Source organism: Lelliottia sp. RD5 (genome assembly GCF_056032945.1).
Genome location: NZ_JBVYHQ010000004.1, coordinates 298908 through 318126 on the forward strand (window position 1 = coordinate 298908; position 19219 = coordinate 318126).

15 protein-coding genes are annotated in these 19219 nt (G+C 55.1%); 10 read left to right on the plus strand and 5 right to left on the minus strand.

Translation table 11 applies throughout. From position 1 onward, the window contains the following. Window positions 1-99: 99 nt before the first annotated feature. Complete coding sequence (locus AC0LWE_RS15530) at window positions 100-1668, minus strand: ABC transporter substrate-binding protein (RefSeq protein ID WP_059178724.1); 1569 nt, start codon at window positions 1666-1668, stop codon at window positions 100-102. A gap of 213 nt (window positions 1669-1881) precedes the next feature. Here AC0LWE_RS15530 and AC0LWE_RS15535 point away from each other — a divergent pair, with 213 nt between their 5' ends. Beyond that, a complete protein-coding gene (locus AC0LWE_RS15535) occupies window positions 1882-2577 on the plus strand; it encodes a GNAT family N-acetyltransferase (protein ID WP_219346909.1) in 696 nt (231 codons plus the stop codon). Between the two features lie 81 nt (window positions 2578-2658). Continuing rightward, window positions 2659-3297, plus strand: coding sequence for a tetratricopeptide repeat protein (locus AC0LWE_RS15540; RefSeq protein WP_219346908.1), 639 nt, complete (start codon window positions 2659-2661; stop codon window positions 3295-3297). A gap of 43 nt (window positions 3298-3340) precedes the next feature. On the opposite strand, the gene pdxR is transcribed toward AC0LWE_RS15540, so the two are convergent. Beyond that, window positions 3341-4819, minus strand: a complete 1479-nt coding sequence (gene pdxR, locus AC0LWE_RS15545) for a MocR-like pyridoxine biosynthesis transcription factor PdxR (RefSeq protein WP_219346907.1) — start codon at window positions 4817-4819, stop codon at window positions 3341-3343. A 103-nt stretch (window positions 4820-4922) separates the two neighbouring features. On the opposite strand from pdxR, the gene AC0LWE_RS15550 reads away from it, so the two are divergent. Further along, complete coding sequence (locus AC0LWE_RS15550; RefSeq protein ID WP_202667216.1) at window positions 4923-5387, plus strand: GNAT family N-acetyltransferase; 465 nt, start codon at window positions 4923-4925, stop codon at window positions 5385-5387. A gap of 87 nt (window positions 5388-5474) precedes the next feature. On the opposite strand, the gene AC0LWE_RS15555 is transcribed toward AC0LWE_RS15550, so the two are convergent. Continuing rightward, the gene (locus AC0LWE_RS15555) at window positions 5475-5993 is read right to left on the minus strand and encodes a ClbS/DfsB family four-helix bundle protein (protein WP_219346906.1); all 519 of its coding nucleotides are present in this window, start codon (window positions 5991-5993) and stop codon (window positions 5475-5477) included. A 740-nt stretch (window positions 5994-6733) separates the two neighbouring features. Here AC0LWE_RS15555 and AC0LWE_RS15560 point away from each other — a divergent pair. The 4 genes from AC0LWE_RS15560 to sitD are packed head-to-tail and all read left to right on the plus strand — an operon-like array spanning window position 6734 to window position 10163. After that, window positions 6734-7645 (plus strand): metal ABC transporter substrate-binding protein, encoded by a 912-nt coding sequence (locus AC0LWE_RS15560; protein ID WP_202694227.1) that lies wholly within the window; start codon window positions 6734-6736, stop codon window positions 7643-7645. 3 nt (window positions 7646-7648) lie between these two features. After that, window positions 7649-8473: a manganese/iron ABC transporter ATP-binding protein gene (locus AC0LWE_RS15565; protein WP_202694226.1), complete on the plus strand. Its 825-nt coding sequence runs from the start codon at window positions 7649-7651 to the stop codon at window positions 8471-8473. Further along, window positions 8470-9327, plus strand: a complete 858-nt coding sequence (gene sitC / locus AC0LWE_RS15570; protein WP_059178716.1) for an iron/manganese ABC transporter permease subunit SitC — start codon at window positions 8470-8472, stop codon at window positions 9325-9327. Before AC0LWE_RS15565 ends, sitC begins: the two co-directional genes overlap by 4 nt. Further along, the gene (gene sitD, locus AC0LWE_RS15575) at window positions 9324-10163 is read left to right on the plus strand and encodes an iron/manganese ABC transporter permease subunit SitD (protein ID WP_202667212.1); all 840 of its coding nucleotides are present in this window, start codon (window positions 9324-9326) and stop codon (window positions 10161-10163) included. The genes sitC and sitD overlap by 4 nt, the downstream gene beginning before the upstream one ends. Here the strand turns inward: sitD and entD are convergent. After that, complete coding sequence (gene entD / locus AC0LWE_RS15580; RefSeq protein ID WP_219346905.1) at window positions 10132-10800, minus strand: enterobactin synthase subunit EntD; 669 nt, start codon at window positions 10798-10800, stop codon at window positions 10132-10134. The two genes, sitD and entD, sit on opposite strands and share 32 nt — an antisense overlap. 246 nt (window positions 10801-11046) lie before the next feature. Beyond that, window positions 11047-13299, minus strand: a complete 2253-nt coding sequence (locus tag AC0LWE_RS15585; RefSeq protein WP_219346904.1) for a TonB-dependent siderophore receptor — start codon at window positions 13297-13299, stop codon at window positions 11047-11049. Window positions 13300-13550: 251 nt separating this feature from the next. On the opposite strand from AC0LWE_RS15585, the gene fes reads away from it, so the two are divergent. From fes to entF, 3 genes are read left to right on the plus strand one after another with little or no spacing between them, the layout of a single operon-like run. Next, a complete protein-coding gene (fes, locus tag AC0LWE_RS15590) occupies window positions 13551-14756 on the plus strand; it encodes an enterochelin esterase (protein ID WP_219346903.1) in 1206 nt (401 codons plus the stop codon). Between the two features lie 35 nt (window positions 14757-14791). After that, window positions 14792-15004 carry an MbtH family protein gene (locus AC0LWE_RS15595; protein WP_131488232.1) on the plus strand — a complete coding sequence of 71 codons (213 nt, stop codon included), beginning with the start codon at window positions 14792-14794 and terminating at the stop codon, window positions 15002-15004. Beyond that, window positions 15001-18873 carry an enterobactin non-ribosomal peptide synthetase EntF gene (gene entF, locus AC0LWE_RS15600; protein WP_219346902.1) on the plus strand — a complete coding sequence of 1291 codons (3873 nt, stop codon included), beginning with the start codon at window positions 15001-15003 and terminating at the stop codon, window positions 18871-18873. Before AC0LWE_RS15595 ends, entF begins: the two co-directional genes overlap by 4 nt. Window positions 18874-19219: the final 346 nt, after the last annotated feature.

Here is a 19219-nt window from a genome sequence, read left to right on the forward strand (position 1 = left end):
AGTTATCGCTGCTGCGATGATTTAATCACGTGATCATAGCAGGCTATCGCTGCTGCGATGATTTAATCACGTGACCATACCTGGCTATCGCTGCTGCGATTATTTCGTCACGCGATCGTACCAAACCATATCCGCATTCAGCCCCTGCTGATACCCCTTCACGTTATCGCGCACCACAATCTGGGTTTTGCCCTGATCGACAAACACATACGGCGAGTTATGCTGCAACTCCTGCTGCATTTTGGTGTACAAATCCAGACGTTTTGCCGGATCCGGCTCGGCGACTGCTGCCAGCGTAGCCTTGGTCAGCTCGGGGATTTTCCAACCGTTCAGCCCTGCCACGGTGCTGGATTTTCCGTCGTTCCACGCAAAGGCGCTCGCGTTCGAGTGCGCATCGAAATAATCCGGGATCCACAGGCGAATCGCGGCCTGATGCTGTTTCGCGCGCACGCGGGCATACACCTGGCTACCTGCCGCCGGGAGCAGATCCACTTTTACGCCGCCCTGGGCAAAGCTCGCCTGCATCGACTGGGCGATGGTGATAAACGGCGGTTTGTTCTCAACATCCAGCGTAAAGTGCGCGTCTTTGATGCCCGCTTTAGCGAGGATTTCTTTTGCTTTGGCCGGATCAAATTTGAACGGATTGTCTTCCAGAGCGCCCGGTAGACCGACCGGCAGGAAGCTCTGATGGACAAAGTATTGGCCCTTCAGCAGATTTTTGGTGATGCCTTCATAATCCACCAGCCAGCGCGACGCTTCCCAGAACGCCGGATTATTCAGCAGCGGGTTGGCGCTATTGCCGGCGTTAAACACCAGATAGTTTTGCTCGGCTGACGGAATGCTCAGCACTTTCACGCCTGCTTTGCCTTCCAGGGCGCTGATTTGGTCAGCACCCAGATCGCGCGCCACGTCCGCATCGCCCTGCTGGATCAGCAGACGGCGAGAGGCCGGATCCGGCACGTTTTTAATAATGATACTTTTCAGCTTGGGCGCACCGCCAGGCGTCGTGTCGTTGGCTTCCAGCACGATGGCCTGATGCGGCTGGTAAACCTTCATCTTGAACGCGCCGCTGCCCGCAGAGTGCATCTTCAGCCACGCGTTGCCGAAGTCGTTGTCTTTCACATTCGCGGATACTTGCTTCTCATCCACGATCGAGGCGATCGGCGTGGAGAGAATATTCAGCGCTACCGCTGGGCTGACGTCCGCCGTCCAGTGCAGCGTGAGCGTATGGTCATCCACTTTTTTCAGCTGGCTGGCGATATTGCTCGGCTCCCAGCCCAGCACGTTCAGAATAAAGGCCGGGGATTTGTTCAGGGTGACCGCGCGGGTGTACGAGAAAATCACGTCTTCCGGACGCAATGGGTTGCCGGAGGCAAATTTCGCGTCGGGTTTCAGCTTAATGGTCAACGTTTTGGCGGCGGCATCTTCCTGCCAGCTTTCTGCCAGAATCGGGGTGATTTTTTCCGGATTATCGCGGTCCGGCTGAACCAGACGCTGGTAAAGGCTTGGCACCGTCTGAATACTGGAAAGCTCATTGGCTTCGGCGGGATCGAGGCTCACGATGTCATCAAGACCCTGTGCGACAACCAGTGTATTTGGCGGAGTAGCGGCGTGGGCGGCGGCAGACAGCGCAGCCAGCACCAGTAACGGCAGCAATTTTTTCGTCATAGCGATCCCTGGAAAGAAATTTATTGTGATTGTTTTACGCTCCGTTACGTTAGGCGCAGTCAGAAATTCCGCAAAGTTCAAATTCTGCTTTGCTTATGCCTGTAAGGTATAAGGCATGCGTAATGGCTATTAAGCGCCGCGAATAAACAAACCCTTCACGCCTGCTTTTTGTCCTGATATAACAAATACATTACATATCAGGGAGTCACAGACGTGCCGGAAATCAATCAACATGGTCAAACCGTTAACGATATTGTCCCGGACTGGAAGGGGGCGCAGCTTTTAACCCGCACGCCGCTCAGCGGGCGATTCTGTCGGCTGGAGCCGCTGGATGCTACGCTTCATGCCGCCGACCTTTTCGATGCCTATTCCCTGGGTGATGACAGCGACTGGACGTGGCTTGCCAGCACGCAGCCTGAAAGCGTCGAAGAAACGGCTCACTGGATTATCGGCAAAGTGATGGATGACGGGCTGGTACCCTATGCCGTGATTGATGTGAGCTCAGAGCGGGCGGTTGGGCTGGTGAGCTACATGGCGATTGAACGATTGATGGGATCGGTGGAAATCGGCCACGTCACCTGGTCGCGGAAAATGAAAAACACCGCGATGGGCACCGAAGCTGTCTGGCTCCTGCTGAAAAATGCCTTTGAGCACGACTATCGTCGACTGGAGTGGAAATGTGATTCGATGAACGTTGCGTCACGCAACGCGGCTGAACGGCTGGGATTCGTCTGGGAAGGGCGGTTGCGACAAAAACTGGTGCGTAAAGCGCGTAACCGCGACAGCGACATGCTTTCTATTATTGATGCCGAATGGCCGGAACGTGATGCGGAATTTCGTGCGTGGCTGGCGGCGGAGAATTTTGACGCAGATGGGCGACAGATAAAGCGTCTTGAGGATTGTCGTTAACGGTTATCCTGGATAATGAGCGACGCGTTGTCACTTAGAATGCCCGAAGGCACGATCCCATAATGAGAGAGAAGCTAAAAAGTGAAATACACCCATTTTCCCTGGCACGTTGCCTGTGCCGTCGTGATGATATGGAGCGCCGCGGCCAGCGCCTCGAACCCTCATTTCCCCGCGTGTGACGACATCCAGCAAACGACCGCAAAGGCGGATCGCGATAATAAAGTCGCGCAGTACGATCTGGGTAACTGTTACTACAACGGCATTGGCGTCGAAATGGATGCACCCAGGGCCGTATCCTGGTTTACCAAAGCCGCCGAGCAAGGCTATGCGCCAGCGCAGTATGCGATGAGTGAACGATATCGCTACGGACGCGGCGTTGAACAAAATGACCAGAAATCGTTTGAATGGATGAAGCGCGCAGCCGAGCAAAACTATCTGTACGCGCAAACCAGCGTTGCCAGTAAATATGCTACGGGTGAAGGCGTCACGAAAGACCCGGTTCAGGGGGCGAACTGGACCCGCAAAGCGGCGGATCAAGGCAGTCCAGGCGATCAAAAGTTACTGGGTTTGCTTTACGAAACGGGGAGCGGCGTGCCGAAGGATAATGAGCAGGCGCGTTACTGGTATGAAAAAGCTGCCAGCCAGCAGGCCGATCCTTACGAAGCTCGCAGTGCCCAGCGGTATCTCGATGCTTTGAACAAACGGTTGGCGCAGAAGTAGAAAATATGCCCGCGGCGCTGCGGTGTTGCGGGTGTGTATAATTTTACTGCGTTATTGTTTGAGCCAGTTTTTTTATACCGTCGACGATTTCTGACGGTGAATGCGCGGCAAAACCGAACAGAATCGCCTGCTTCGTGGGCTTAGTTTGGCAGTACCGTGAAAGCGGTTGTGCGCCTAAACCGGCTCTACGACAGTGCTCGATCATGTATGATTCCTGGATACCGTCGGCTAACCAACACACGATGTGAATACCTGAATCGAAAGGCTCGGCGAGAATGATTTCTGGTAAGTAAGATTGTATGGCTTCGATCATCACGCGCTGGCGTTCATGACAGGCTTTTCTTACCCGTCTGACGTGACGCGCGTAATGCCCTTCGGAAATAAATGCAGCAAGTATCATTTGCTCCAGATAAGGTGTCCGCGTATCGCCATAATATTTGGCGATTTTAAACGACTCCACGAGATTCTCTGGTATGACTAAAAAACCTAATTGAAATCCGGGGAACATCATTTTAGAAAATGAGCCGGCATAGATTACACGCTGTTGTTTATCCAGTCCCTGAAGGGCTTGTATAGGTTGAGCGGTATATCTAAATTCACTGTTATAATCATCCTCAAAAATCCACATCTTATTTTCTGCCGCCCAGTCAAGCAGCGCAATTCGTCTGGATAAACTTAATGTCCCGCCAAGAGGGAATTGATGAGAGGGGGATGTAAAAACCATTTTTGCCTGTGGCCAGTGCTTTATCGCATACGAAATATCCATTCCTTTGTTATCACTGATGACAGGACGGACGTTGGCCCCCATGGACGTAAATGCCCCTAACGCGCCGTCATAACCTGGTTCATCCAGCCACACCTCGTCGCCTCTTTCTAAAAGGACGTGCGCCGTGAGATTCATTGCCTGCTGAGTGCCATTCACGATGAGTATCTGTTCGTCAGAGCAGTGCAAACCTCGCGTTGCGCGGACGTATTCGCCAATCGCGGCTCGTAAGGGTTTATATCCCAGAGCTTCATGAAGTTTGCCATCCTGATGACGAAACTGGCGCCAGACGCGTCCTAACATGCGTCCCCAAAGCTCATAGGGAAATAAATCGACACACCCGATACCAATATTAAACGTCATATTGTTCCCGGAGAGCGGCGCGGTTTTCTCCCATATTTTTGTCAGTGCGTCCCGGTCAGGGTGAATAGTGGGCACGCTATTTTCAGGGCTAATATCCTGATCAGTGGCGGTGGCTTTAATGTGAATCACATCATCAGGAATCGTTGAAGTGACAAAGGTTCCTGAGCCGTGTTTGGTCATGAGATAGCCTTCATCGATAAGGCGCTCTAAACCGGCGATAACCGAGTTTCTGGAAATTGACATCATCTCAGAGAAGGTTCTGCTGGAGGGGAGCTTACTGCCTGCCTTGAGTTGACCATTCAGAATCAGCGCTTTAATCGTCAAATAAAACTGCTCTTTGATTTTCCCTTTTTTAAGCAATAAGCCAGGAAAACTCACAGCGCTTTTTTTATTCAAAAAGTGGACCCCTAAAAAAACCAAAAAGTGTATCTGATACGATACCACTCAAAACGGTATTCTTTCACTATCAATATTGATGAGGCTCTATAAGGTGATTGATATGACTGATGAAAATATAAAAATCTCTGTGGTTCCCGTCCAGGATGACGACTATGCAAAGTGGCTACCTTACTGGGTAAAGTATCAGCAATTTTATGAAGTCCAACTGCCTGAAGAGACGACCATTGAAACATGGAAGCGTTTTTTTGATGCCGATAAAGACATCCATTGTGCGGTGGCGAAAAACGGACAAACCGTTCTCGGGTTTGTTCACTATGTTTTTCATGGTTCAACCTGGTCTGTAAATGACTTTTGTTATTTAGAGGATTTATTTGTTGCTGAAAATAGCCGGGGAAATAATATCGGCAAACAGCTAATAGAGTATGTTCAACAAAAGGCCACCGAGCGCGAATGTGGGCGGTTATATTGGCATACGCAGGAGAAAAATGTGACAGCACAGCGGCTGTATAACTGGGTGGCAGAAAAACCGGGCGTCATCGAATATAGATTGCCACTTAACAGTTAACGCTCGCGAGTAATGAATATGTCTTTCGGTGAGGGTTATTATCCCACCGAACAGTAAAAGCCCGCTCAGATCTTTCTGTGCGGGCTTTTATTTTAAGTTGAGCTGATTATTTTTAGCCCATTTTCTTAATCTGGCATTCGCATTGGCATAGGGTGACGACGTATTAAAGGAAATCATTCGCCCCATCGTCCATTTTGTATACCAGGGTTTACCATACAAAACGTCATCCGTGCGTTCATCAATGAGTCTTACTATTTTTTCTTTTGCTGATTCGAGTTCAGTGAGTAACGCGTGATAATTTAATTCTTTGTAATCCGCATAAAATTTTTGCGCCAGCAGACCCAGTTGATTCCACTTAAATCCGGTTTCCGGGAAATCAACCAACAACCCTTTTTCGTCAGATGTGATCCATTTCACCACCAGGTGGTTCCAGCCGAGCAAATAAGAAACCAGATCGCGAACGCTCATCTCCGTGCCTTTTGCATGCCCATCCATTGAATTGTCCAGGGTTATATCTTCAGGAATAGCGTTGAGATAACCCATTAATTTACTAAAATTTTTATCAATCGCTGAAAGGAGTTCAGCCTTTGTTTGCGGCACAGTCACAAAGCGTTACCTCGCGCGTAATGCGTCCTGCTTACCTGGGTTACATAGCTCGTGGGTTCCTGGAAGATAAAATTTCCCTGCTTTATCAGGAGCAGTTCCTCCGGGGCAGCCTGGACGACCGGGAGTGTTATCGGCACTGTCCCCGCTTGAACCATTCCCACCGTCAGCCCCGTTTCCGCCGTCTCCGCCATTTCCCCCATTCGCGGCACTGACTGAAAAGGCAAACAGCATGAAACTACAGAAAAATAGACGTTTGATCATAAACCTGACTCCAGTATTGAGCAGTACGATTCCAGAACATCGGGAGAATACTGCCAAAAACGCTAACCCCCTATGCCATTGAACGCCTTTAAAAGCGCTGTGTAAACGCCGTTTTTTGGCTGTCTTGCGAAGACACAATGAGTACAGATTTGAATAATGAACATATGCATCTGGAATATTAAAAATATTGTGCCAATCCTATTCACTTTATATTCGAGCCGCTTCGCAATAATTAACATTCGCCAATAATACGATACTGTGGATTTATCCATGACGTTATACTTGATACAGCCAGGTGAGTCCTGCGAGTGATGAAGCCGAGCGGGGACATACGCACCCTGACGGTACGATCCGAAAGGAGAGCACCTCGCTTGACATAACTTTAATGATAATTATTTTCATTTAAATATAGCCTGTGCTATATAAGATAGCACAGGCTAATTTTGCTTCGAATTTAACCACTTCAGGAGGCTCTCGCGATGCGACCATGGCAAGGATTTAAAAAGGTGCTGTTCGGCATACTGTTCACGGCGGTGAGCACCTCGGGGGCATTGGCGGCTGAAAAATTCAGGGTGATCACCACGTTTACCGTCATTGCTGATATGGCGAAAAACGTCGCGGGAGACGCCGCGGAAGTCACCTCGATTACCAAACCTGGCGCAGAAATCCACGAATACCAACCCACGCCCGGCGATATCAAACGCGCGCAGAATGCACAGCTGATTTTGTCGAATGGCATGAACCTGGAGCTGTGGTTCCAGCGTTTCTTCCAGCATCTGAAAGGCGTGCCAGAAGTGGAAGTCACGAAAGGGATCACGCCAATGGGGATAAGCGAAGGGCCGTATAACGGCAAACCCAACCCGCACGCGTGGATGTCCCCGGATAATGCGCTGATTTACGTCGATAACATTCGCGATGCACTGATGAAGTACGATCCGACAAATGCCCAGACCTATCAGCGTAACGCCGAAATTTATAAGCAAAAAATCACCCAGACGCTTGAGCCGCTGCGTAAGCAGGTGGCTGACATCCCAGAAGACAAGCGCTGGATGGTTACCAGCGAAGGGGCGTTTTCCTATCTCGCGCGGGATCTAGGCCTGAAAGAACTCTATCTTTGGCCGATCAACGCCGATCAGCAGGGCACGCCGCAGCAGGTGCGCAAAGTGATCGACCTGGTGAAGAAAAATCATATCCCGGCGGTATTTAGCGAAAGTACCGTTTCGGATAAACCGGCTCGTCAGGTGGCGCGTGAAACCGACACCCACTACGGCGGCGTACTGTATGTGGATTCTCTGAGCGCCGAAAATGGCCCGGTACCCACCTATCTCGATCTGCTCAATGTCACGACCCGCACGCTGGTACAGGGCATTCATGACGGCATGAAGGAGTAAAAGATGCAGGCTCAGGGGATTGTCGTATCCGATGTGACGGTGACCTATCGCAATGGTCACACTGCCTTACGAAACGCGACGTTCAGCGTACCGGGCGGCTCCATTGCGGCACTTGTTGGCGTGAATGGTTCCGGTAAATCCACGCTTTTTAAAGCGGTGATGGGATTTGTGCGGGCGGCGAGCGGCAATATCGCGATTCTTGGGATGCCCACCCAGCAGGCGCTGCGGCAGAATCTGGTCGCCTACGTCCCTCAGTCGGAAGAGGTGGACTGGTCATTTCCGGTGCTGGTCGAAGATGTGGTGATGATGGGACGTTACGGCCACATGGGATTCATGCGCATCCCGAAAGAGAAGGATCGGCTGATGGTCACCGAGGCGCTGGCTCGCGTCGATATGCTGGAATTACGCCATCGACAAATCGGCGAGCTGTCCGGCGGGCAGAAAAAACGTATTTTCCTGGCGCGCGCCATCGCGCAGCAGGGCGAAGTTATCCTGCTGGATGAGCCATTTACTGGCGTGGACGTCAAAACCGAAGCCAGAATTATCAGCCTGCTACGAGAGCTGCGCGACGAAGGCAAAACGATGCTGGTCTCGACCCACAATTTGGGTTCAGTGACCGATTTTTGTGATTACACCGTGATGGTGAAAGGGACCGTGCTGGCGAGTGGCCCGACGGAAACCACCTTTACGGCGGAGAATCTCGAGCGCGCCTTCAGCGGCGTGTTGCGCCACGTGGTGCTCAGCGGCTCGGAAGACCGCATTATTACCGATGACGAACGGCCCTTCGTGTCGCATCGTCTGCCTGCGGATAAGCGGGAACCATTATGAACACGCTCCTGGAACCTTTTGGCTATGAGTACATGCTCAATGCAATGTGGGTGTCGGCGATGGTGGGCGGACTGTGCGCGTTTCTCTCTTGCTATCTGATGCTCAAGGGCTGGTCACTGATCGGTGATGCGCTCTCGCACTCGATTGTGCCGGGTGTGGCAGGGGCGTATATGCTCGGGCTGCCGTTCTCGCTAGGGGCATTTTTATCGGGCGGACTGGCGGCGGCCAGCATGCTGTTTCTAAACCAGCGAAGCCGCCTGAAAGAAGACGCCATTATTGGGCTGATTTTCTCCTCCTTTTTCGGGCTGGGGCTCTTTATGGTGTCGCTCAATCCGACGTCCGTGAATATTCAAACCATCGTGTTGGGGAATATTCTGGCCATCGCCCCGGAAGATATTGTGCAGCTCACGATCATTGGCGTGGTCTCGATTGTGATTCTGCTGTTCAAATGGAAGGATCTGATGGTGACGTTTTTCGATGAGAATCACGCTCGCGCCATCGGCTTACGTCCTGAGCGCCTGAAAGTCCTGTTCTTCACGCTGCTGGCGGTGTCCACCGTGGCGGCGCTGCAAACCGTCGGCGCCTTTCTGGTGATCTGTCTGGTGGTGACGCCCGGCGCCACCGCGTGGCTGCTTACCGACCGTTTTCCGCGTCTGCTAATGATTGCGGTGGTGATTGGCAGTCTCACCAGTTTCCTCGGCGCGTGGGCCAGCTATTATCTCGACGGCGCAACGGGCGGCATCATTGTGGTTGCGCAGACGCTGCTGTTCCTGCTGGCGTTTGTCTTTGCGCCTAAGCACGGTCTGCTGGCAAACCGTCGTCGGGCGCGCCAGGTGCGGGAGGTGAAGGAATGATCGCGCTACTTCTTGAACCCTTCCAGTTCGCTTTTATGAACAATGCGATGCTGATTTCACTGATGGTCGCCGTGCCGTGCGCGCTGCTGTCGGTCTTTTTGGTCCTGAAGGGCTGGGCGCTGATGGGCGATGCAATGAGCCATGCGGTGTTCCCGGGCGTGGTGCTGGCCTGGATGCTCGGTCTGCCGCTGGCGATAGGCGCATTTGTGGCGGGATTATTCTGCGCCGTCGCCACGGGATACCTGAAAGATAACAGCCGTATCAAGCAAGATACCGTCATGGGGATCGTGTTTTCCGGCATGTTCGCCGCAGGGTTGATTCTCTATATCGCCGTTAAACCGGAAGTGCATCTCGATCATATTCTGTTTGGCGATATGCTCGGGATCAACGCGATGGATATCACACAGAGCGGTATCGTGGCGGCGCTGATTACGCTGGTCATTGGCCTTAAATGGCGTGATTTTCTTCTCTTCTGCTTTGACTTTCAGCAGGCACAGGTGAGCGGTTTACGCACCCGATGGCTGCACTATGGCCTGCTGTGCATGGTCTCGCTCACCATCGTGGCGACGTTAAAAGCGGTGGGGATTATTTTGTCGATATCGCTACTGATTGCCCCTGGGGCGATAGCGGTGCTGGTCACGACGCGCTTCCACGTCGCGCTGCTGGTGGCGGTACTGATATCCATGCTGGTGTCCGTCAGCGGTGTATATCTGTCATTTTATCTCGACAGCGCGCCTGCGCCGACCATCGTGGTGCTGTTTGCGCTGGTGTTTATCATCACTTTTGTCGTGACCAGCGTGAAGGCTAAGCGGCGGGAAAATGTGACAGCAGAGTGATCACCCGCTCGCCATCGCGCAGCCAGTGAAGTGTAAACGGCGTGCCTTCTTTGAAGCCCGCGAGCGGACGGGTCAGCGCCAGCGTCAGGTTGTCGGCTGTAAGCGCCGCGATGCGGGCGCTGTCAAAACCCATAAGGACATTAACCCTGGGAAACAGCGCTTTAAACACGCTCTCTTTGGCGCTGAATGTCAGCGTGAGCGCCAGCGCAAACGGCAGGGAGGTGCCACGTAAAAGCGTCTCTTCTTCGTGGCTGATAATTCCGTCTTTGATCTCTTGCGCCTCAAGTGCATTCAGGATCTGTTCGCAATCAATCCCCAACAGCTGCTGTGTGTGATTCGACGCGACGGCCAGCGCGCAGGCGGCAGTATGAGTAATACTGCCGACGATCCCCGTTTGCCACAGCGGCTCGCCATTGACGCCTATGCCAGGAATCGCGCGGACACTGAATTCCTGCAACGAATGCGCTGCGGCGATGCGTCCGGCGAGATGTTCTGCTTTACGTTTGCGGGCAGCATGAGCCAGTTGCTGATGGTGCGGCAGCCACAACAAATCGGCGTCACTGAACGTGGCGGGTTCAAACGTGATTTGGTGGACAGTTTGGCGGGCAAGGGAAAAAGTGGTGTGAAGCGTGCGCATGGTTTCCCTTAGTGAAAAAAGCCCCCTTCGGTGGAAGAGGGCTTACAGTTTAAACCTTAAACAATTCGAGTTGTAGGACAAAACGACATTGGCGTTTTGAACAGCGCTTGCGCTGGCCCCGTAGGGGTGAGGCCATCAGGCCGAATCACGCGGCAAGTGAATGAATCCCGATGAGCTTACTCAGGTAAGTGATTCGGGTAAACGAACGCAGCCAACGCACCTGCAACGCGAAGTATGACGGGTCTATCAGAAGTGCGTATTCACGCTCATATACCAGGTTCGACCCGGCTCGTTATAGGTGTACGCGCCTGCGCCGTACATATACGCTCCGGTTTTATCGTTACCGGTAGTCTGCGCATTACCTGCGCGCCACTGGCGTTTGTCGAAGACGTTATCCACGCCGCCGGTCAGGCTAACGTTTTTGGTCACATCCCAGCTCGCGCTCAGGCCCACAATGCTGTACGGGCTGACTTCGTCACTTTCAGAACCTGTTACCGGTTTGCCTTTGTAGTTGTATTTCTTCGGCTGCTGCTTGCCGTACCACGTAAAGGTCGATTGCAGCGACACGTCCTGATGTACCTGCCAGCTCAGCGTGGAGTTCAGCGTGTACTCTGGGATGATCGACAGACGATCGCCGGTCTCTTTGTTCTTACTTTGCAGCATGTAGGTAATGTTGTTGGTCCAGTTCACCGTCTCGGTGACCGGCACATTCAACGTCCCTTCCAGGCCTTCTACGACGGCTTTCGGCACGTTTTCCCACTGATAAATATCGGTTTTGGTTTTGCCGAGAGAGGTCTGATCAATCGGGGCATAGCCGGCTTCGATTTTATCGCGATAATCGTTGCGGAACCACGTCACGCCCGCCATCCAGCCGTCACGTTTGAACTCCAGGCCAATCTCTTTGTTGATACTGGTCTCGGCTTTCAAATCGTCGTTGCCCATCATGTAGCAACCGACGCCGTCACCGCTGGCGTAGCAGCCCTGGCCTTTGCTGTAGAGCAAATAGTTCGGGTTGGTCTGATACAGGCTCGGCGCTTTGTACGCACGCGCAATGCCCATTTTCAGGGTGAAGTCATCGCCCAGGCCCTGAGACAGGTTCAGGGATGGGCTCCAGTTGTTGCCCACAACTGTGTGATGATCGAAGCGCAGCGCCGGCGTCAGCATGGTGCTGTCGGTCAGCTCCATGTTGTTCTCAGCGAACAGGGAGAAGATCTCAGCGCTGGAATACGGGCTGCGATCGTCACTCATACCAGGGATCGTGCCGCCTTGCTGGGCCTGTCCGTTGGAGGACATATCCTTCATGCGCTGCTGATTCCACTCGGTTCCCAGGGTCAGATTTTGATTCACCAGGAAATCGATCGGCAGGTTCACCTCACTGTGCAGCATCACGTCCGACAGATCGGTATCGGTAAACTTATCGCTGTTGAACAACCCTTCCAGGCCACCCGCCAGGCCTTCACCCAGACGTGAGTTGCGGGTGTGTTCGTACTGCGCCCAGTTGCTGGTGGTCACGCCATTATCCCAGCCGCCGTTCCAGGTGACAGCAAAGTTCTGGCGATAAATACGGTTGGTCTCTTTACCGTAGTTTTTCTTCACCAGACCGTTGCTGCTGTTATCGTTGTTGGTGTTCTGGGTGTCGCCTGCGTAGAGGTTATTCTGACGGCTGTAGCCCGCTTCAAACTCCAGCGACTGCATCGGAGCGAAGTCCCAGCGCACCACGCCGTTGACGTCTTTGTTCTCAACCCCTTCACGCCCGGCCGGGAGCGTGTCGGCATACATGCCCGTACGTTCGGACTGATGCCCCTGGTTGATATCCCATGCGTCGGCCTGGGTTTTATCCAGATTGCCGTACAGACGGAAGCTGAACTCTCCGCTCAGCGGGCCGCTCAGGTTAAAGTTGGTGCGTTTTGTCGAACCTTCGTCTTTATGCTCAGGCGCGTTCAGATAGGTATTCCAGGAACCATGCCACTGGTCATCGAATTTTTTGGTGATAATGTTCACCACGCCACCCGCTGCACCGTTACCGTAACGGGCTGCCGCCGGGCCGCGAATCACTTCGATGCTTTCAACCATTTCAGGTGGAACCCAGCCGGTATCGCCGCGGGTATCGCGCTCGCCACGCCAGCCCAGACGGATGGAATTGCGGCTGGTAACAGGTTTGCCGTCAATCAGGATCAGGGTGTTTTCCGGTCCCATGCCGCGAATGTCAATCTGGCGGTTGTTGCCGCGCTGGCCGCTGGTGGAGTTGCCGGTCAGGTTTACGCCTGGCATGGTACGGATGATTTCGGCTACGTCGCGCGCCGGCGGATTTTTACGAATTTCGTCGGCAGTGATTTTAGAAACGCCCGGCGCCTGTAAATTCTGCTCTGCGGCAGTGATCACCATGGTGTCTTCGTGCGAAGCGCTGCTGGCGGTGGCGTCGTCAGCCATCGCGGGCGCTGCAACCCCGTAAATTCCCAGATTGACCAGCAAGGCCAGGGAGTGAATCTTCTTATTCATTGTACGTCCTGCTTTTCAGTGCCGCATCCCCTTGGCTCCATTCCCGAATGGGAGAGGAGGCGGCATGTTGTCACCCGCATATTGCGTAAGCAGCCCTGTCCTCGAGCGCACACAATGCATGGCATGGTTATTTTATGAGCGCGCTTCCCACAGCGCGGGCACTACGCTATTGCAAATGCAAATAGTTATCAATAATATTATCAACAAAATTTGTCCTGAAACAAAATACTGTGAAACATGAGGTTAAGCGGGTGACGACGATAACAACGGGAAGTGAAGCCTGGTGGCAGTCGAAAAACGGTCCTGAATGGACGCGTGAAAAAGACCTTTATCGTGTCACGTTTTGGTGGCGCGATCCGGCTGGCACGGCGCGTTCATCGGCGATAAAACGGGTGTGGATCTACATCACTGGCGTCACCGATCATCATCAAAATGCGCAGCCGCAATCCCTCGAACGTATTCCCGATACCGACGTCTGGCGGTGGCAGGGTGATTTCAGCCCGGAATGGCGCGGCAGTTACTGTTTTATCCCCTCTGAAAACGAACACGATTTTGCCGAAGCGGTCTTCAGCGCCGCCACGCCCGATCGCATGGCGCTGCGCGAAGGATGGCGCAAACTGCTGCCACGCGCGATTTCCGATCCGCTTAACCCGCAAAGCTGGCGCGGTGGCCGCGGGCATCCGGTTTCGGCGCTCGAAATGCCGCACGCACCCGTGCAGCCCGGCTGGAATCACGCTGATACACCGTTTTCACCACCCGAATGTATCGATTGGCACAGCCCACGTCTGGGTAATTCCCGCCGCGTGTGGATTTTTACCACCGGGGATGAAAACCCGGCAGAACGTCCGCTGGCGGTACTGCTCGACGGTCAGTTCTGGGCCGAAAGCATGCCCGTCTGGTCGCCGCTGGCCACACTGACGCAAGAGGGCCAATTGCCGCCCGCGGTGTACGTGCTAATTGATGTTATCGACACCGCGCACCGCAGCCGTGAGCTGCCCTGTAACCCTGATTTCTGGCTGGCGGTACAGGAGGAGTTGCTCCCGCAAATACAGGCGTTAACGCCCTTCAGCGCGCGCGCGGATCGGACTGTGGTCGCCGGGCAAAGTTTTGGCGGCCTGTCGTCACTGTATGCCGCACTCAACTGGCCGCAGCGGTTTGGCTGCGTGCTCAGCCAGTCGGGATCGTACTGGTGGCCGCATCGCGGCGCGGATCAGGACGGGCAACTTATCGAACAACTCAAAGCGGGTGAAAAATCGGCGACGGGCCTGCGTATCGTGCTTGAGGCAGGGCGTCGTGAACCGCTGATTTTCCGCACCAATCAGGCTCTTTACGCCCAACTACAGCATCCGCAGCAAACAGTTTTCTGGCGTCAGGTCGACGGCGGACATGATGCGCTTTGCTGGCGAGGCGGGCTGACGCAGGGGCTAATGACTCTCTGGCAGCCACTCATTCATTAACGCCAGGCAGGCGATTTCTCTCGACAGGAGTTTGTATGGAATTCAGTAATCCCTTCGACAATCCACAGGGGCAATTCGCTATTTTGCAAAATCACCACGGTGAGTACAGTCTGTGGCCGCAGGGGTGCGCATTGCCCGCTGGCTGGCGTGTGATCTGCGAGCCACGATCTCTGCAAGACTGCGAACAATGGCTGACCGAAAACTGGCAGACGCTTGTACCCTCTCATTTTGCGGAGGATAAAGCATGAGCGCGCGTCTTCCTCTCGTGGCGGCCCAGACGGGGATCTGGATGGCGGAGCAGCTTTCAACGTTGCCAAACGCCTGGAGCGTGGCGCACTACACCGAGCTGAACGGCGAAATCAACGCGCCGCTGCTGGCAAAAGCGATAGTGGCGGGCATGATGCAGGCCGATACCCTGCGCACGCGCTTTAGCGAAGACAACGGCGACGTGTGGCAGTGGATTGATGAGACGATGGTTTTCGCTGAGCCGCAAATTGTCGATATGCGTCATCACGCCTCGCCGCACGCGGCGGCGATGGCGCTGATGGAGGCCGATCTTAATCAGAACCTGCGTGTCGACAGCGGCCAGCCGCTGGCATTTCATCAGCTGATTCAGGTGGGCGAAAACAACTGGTTCTGGTATCAGCGTTATCACCATTTAGTGGTCGATGGCTTCAGTTTCCCGGCCATTACCCGCCAGATCGTGAATATTTATCGTGCACTGTCTATGGGCCAACCGACGCCGGAATCACCCTTTACGCCGTTTTCCGAGGTGGTGGACGAATATCAGCGTTATCGCGAAAGCGAGGCGTACCCGCGTGATGGCGCATTCTGGGCCGAGCAGCGCAAACAGCTGCCGCCGCCGGTGTCGCTCTCAGCCGCGCCGCTGCCGGGACGTGCCACCACGACGGATATCTTGCGTCTTAAGCTGACTGCCGATAGCCGCGCGTTTAGCCAGCTTGCCCAGGCATCAGGCCAGGTTCAGCGCACCGATCTGGCGCTGGCGCTGGTCGCGCTGTGGCTGGGGCGTCTGACCGGACGGCTCGATTACGCCGCCGGATTTATCTTTATGCGCCGCATGGGATCGGCGGCGCTCACGGCAACCGGTCCGGTGCTAAACGTCCTGCCGATGGCGGTGAATATTGATCCGCACGAAACGCTGCCGGCGCTGGCGCAGCGTCTGGCGAATCAGCTGAAAAAGATGCGTCGCCACCAGCGTTATGACGCTGAGCAGATTGTTCGCGACAGCGGCCGTGCAGCGGGCGATGAAGCGCTGTTTGGTCCGGTATTGAACGTCAAAGTCTTTGATTATCAACTCGAGCTGGACGGCGTGCAGGCGACAACGCACATGCTGGCGACCGGTCCAGTCAACGATCTGGAGCTGGCGCTGTTCCCGGACGAGCAGGGCGGTTTGAGTATTGAAATTCTGGCGAACAAACAGCGCTACGACGAGGCAACGCTGACGCGACACGTCACGCGCTTGGACAGGCTGCTGGCGCAATTTGCGGCCAACGCTAGCCTGAAATGTGGCGACGCCGAAACTGTCTCGCCGCAGGAATATCAGCAGCTTGAACACATTAACGATACGGGCGTCTCATTGCCGCTCACCACGCTGAGTGCGCTGGTGGCAGAGCAGGCGCAAAAAACGCCGGACGCACCCGCTCTGGCGGATGCCCACATTGAACTCAACTATCGCCAGATGCGCGAGCAGGTGGTGGCGCTGGCGACAACGCTGCGCGAACGCGGCGTGAAGCCGGGCGACAGCGTCGCCGTCGCATTGCCGCGCTCGGTGTTTCTGACCCTGGCGCTGCACGGCATTGTTGAGGCAGGTGCCGCCTGGCTGCCCCTCGACACCGGTTATCCGGACGATCGCCTGCGCATGATGCTGGAAGACGCGCAGCCAACGCTTCTGATCACCACCGACGATCAGCTCCCGCGTTTTAGCGATCTGCCGATTCCGTCGTTTAGTTACAACACACTATTGCCTGCTGCGGGCAGTGAACCACTGGGCCTGTGTGCACCGCAGCAGACCGCGTACATCATCTTTACTTCCGGTTCGACCGGACGCCCGAAAGGGGTAATGGTAGGGCAAACCGCCATCGTCAACCGTCTGCTGTGGATGCAAAACCACTATCCGCTCACCGCTCAGGACGTGGTGGCGCAGAAAACACCCTGCAGCTTTGACGTCTCTGTATGGGAATTTTGGTGGCCGTTTATCGCCGGGGCAAAACTGGTGATGGCCGAGCCAGATGCGCACCGCGATCCGCTCGCGATGCAGCAGTTCTTCGCGCATTATGGCGTGACCACCACCCACTTTGTACCCTCGATGCTGGCGGCGTTTGTCGCCTCATTGACGCCAGAAAATGCGGACTGCTGCGCGAGCCTGAAACAGGTGTTCTGTAGCGGTGAAGCGCTGCCGACGGCACTGTGCCGTGAGTGGGAAGAGCTGACACACGCGCCGCTGCATAACCTGTATGGCCCGACGGAAGCGGCGGTGGACGTGAGCTGGTATCCGGCGTTTGGCGACGCGCTGGCGGCGGTGTCGGGCAACAGCGTACCGATTGGTTTCCCGGTGTGGAATACCGGCCTGCGCATTCTGGATGGCCTGATGCGACCGGTCCCGTTTGGCGTGGCGGGCGATCTGTATCTCACCGGCATTCAACTGGCGCAGGGCTATCTGGGACGCCCTGATCTGACCGCCAGCCGCTTTATCGCCGATCCGTTTGCCCCAGGCGAGCGGATGTACCGCACCGGAGACGTCGCCCGCTGGCTGGATAATGGCGCGGTGGAATATCTGGGCCGCAGCGACGATCAGCTGAAAATTCGTGGCCAGCGTATTGAGCTGGGCGAAATCGACCGGGCGATGTTATCGCTGCCTGACGTGGCGCAGGCAGTCGCGCACGCCTGCGTGTTTAATCAGGCGGCGGCCACCGGCGGCGATGCGCGTCAGCTGGTGGGATACGTGGTGTCCGAATCCGGCTTGCCGCTGGATCGCGAGGCATTGCTGGACGCATTGAAAGCGCAGCTCCCGGCCCATATGGTCCCGGTGGTGCTGTTGCAAATCAGTGAACTGCCGCTGTCGGCGAACGGCAAACTGGATCGTAAAGCGCTGCCGATGCCTGATCTGACTCACAGCGCCTCCGGGCGCGTGCCGGAAACGGCAACGGAAATCGCCGTCGCGCAGGCATTTTCTGATCTTCTGGGCTGCGACGTGAATGACATCGAGGCGGATTTCTTTGCGCTCGGCGGTCACTCGCTGCTGGCGATGCGCCTGGCGGCACAGCTGAGCCGGGCATTTTCTCGCAAGGTGACACCGGGACAGATTATGGTGGCATCGACGGTGAATCAGTTAAGTACCCTGCTGGCGTCGCAAATCAGCGATGAACAGGCGCAGCGTCTGGGCTTTGAGACGATTTTGCCGCTGCGACAAAGCGATGGCCCGACGCTGTTCTGCTTCCATCCGGCGTCCGGTTTTGCGTGGCAATTCAGCGTGCTGGCGCGCTATCTCAACCCGCGCTGGTCGATTACCGGCATTCAGTCGCCACGTCCGGAAGGACCGATGGCGCAGTGTGCGACGCTGGATGAGGTGATCGCGCATCATCTCAACACGCTGCGCGCGCAGCAGCCGCACGGGCCGTATTATCTGTTCGGCTATTCACTCGGCGGGACGTTAGCGCAGGGTATCGCGGCGCGTCTGCGCGAGCAGGGCGAAGAGGTGGCCTTCCTGGGGCTGTTGGACACCTGGCCGCCGGAGACGCAAAACTGGGCTGAGAAAGAGGCCAACGGTCTTGATCCACAAGTGCTGGCGGAAATCGAGCGCGAGCGTGAAGCGTTTGTTGCGGCGCAGCAGGAGCAGGCATCCAGCGAGCTGTTTAACGCGATTGAAGGCAACTACGCGGATGCGGTGCGCTTGCTGACGACCGCGCGCAGTTCACGCTTCGAAGGGAAAGCGACGCTGTTTGTCGCCGAGCGTACGCGAACGATGGATCCGCAGCAGGCGTGGGAGCCGTGGGTGAATGAGCTGGAGGTTTATCATCAGGATTGCGCCCATGTCGATATCATTTCGCCGCAGGCGTTCGAGCAAATTGGCCCCGTGCTGAAAGAGATTTTGGGGTAGATTTTCCCCGCTGAAAGATATTTTTGAGTAGCTTTTCCCCCTCACCCTACCCCTCTCCCTCACGGGAGAGGGGACCGTTCGGCGCAGCTATTCAGTCCGGCAGATCGCTTCCCGACAAACCGGGCGCGCAGGTGGCCTTTCTCTCTCTTCCCGAGGGATAAGGAACTGTTCACTGTTCACCGTTCTATATCTTATAGCTGGTGATTTTCGCCCTCTCCCCATGGGACAGCGCCGGGGTGAGGGCCCCAGACCGCATAAGGTAAAAGTAAAATGGCAACGTTGTAGCCATTTTGAGTGTCTTCTCCCTCTCCCTGTGGTAGAGGGCGAGGTGAGTGCACCAGACCGC

What these genes read in the sequence shown, in the direction of transcription:
- AC0LWE_RS15560 (WP_202694227.1), top strand. Translation starts at nt 6,734, where the DNA reads ATGCGACCATGGCAAGGATTTAAAAAGGTGCTGTTCGGCATACTGTTC.
- entF (WP_219346902.1), top strand. Translation starts at nt 15,001, where the DNA reads ATGAGCGCGCGTCTTCCTCTCGTGGCGGCCCAGACGGGGATCTGGATG.
- sitC (WP_059178716.1), top strand. Translation starts at nt 8,470, where the DNA reads ATGAACACGCTCCTGGAACCTTTTGGCTATGAGTACATGCTCAATGCA.
- entD (WP_219346905.1), bottom strand. Translation starts at nt 10,800, where the DNA reads ATGCGCACGCTTCACACCACTTTTTCCCTTGCCCGCCAAACTGTCCAC.
- AC0LWE_RS15585 (WP_219346904.1), bottom strand. Translation starts at nt 13,299, where the DNA reads ATGAATAAGAAGATTCACTCCCTGGCCTTGCTGGTCAATCTGGGAATT.
- AC0LWE_RS15530 (WP_059178724.1), bottom strand. Translation starts at nt 1,668, where the DNA reads ATGACGAAAAAATTGCTGCCGTTACTGGTGCTGGCTGCGCTGTCTGCC.
- AC0LWE_RS15595 (WP_131488232.1), top strand. Translation starts at nt 14,792, where the DNA reads ATGGAATTCAGTAATCCCTTCGACAATCCACAGGGGCAATTCGCTATT.
- AC0LWE_RS15550 (WP_202667216.1), top strand. Translation starts at nt 4,923, where the DNA reads ATGACTGATGAAAATATAAAAATCTCTGTGGTTCCCGTCCAGGATGAC.
- sitD (WP_202667212.1), top strand. Translation starts at nt 9,324, where the DNA reads ATGATCGCGCTACTTCTTGAACCCTTCCAGTTCGCTTTTATGAACAAT.
- AC0LWE_RS15565 (WP_202694226.1), top strand. Translation starts at nt 7,649, where the DNA reads ATGCAGGCTCAGGGGATTGTCGTATCCGATGTGACGGTGACCTATCGC.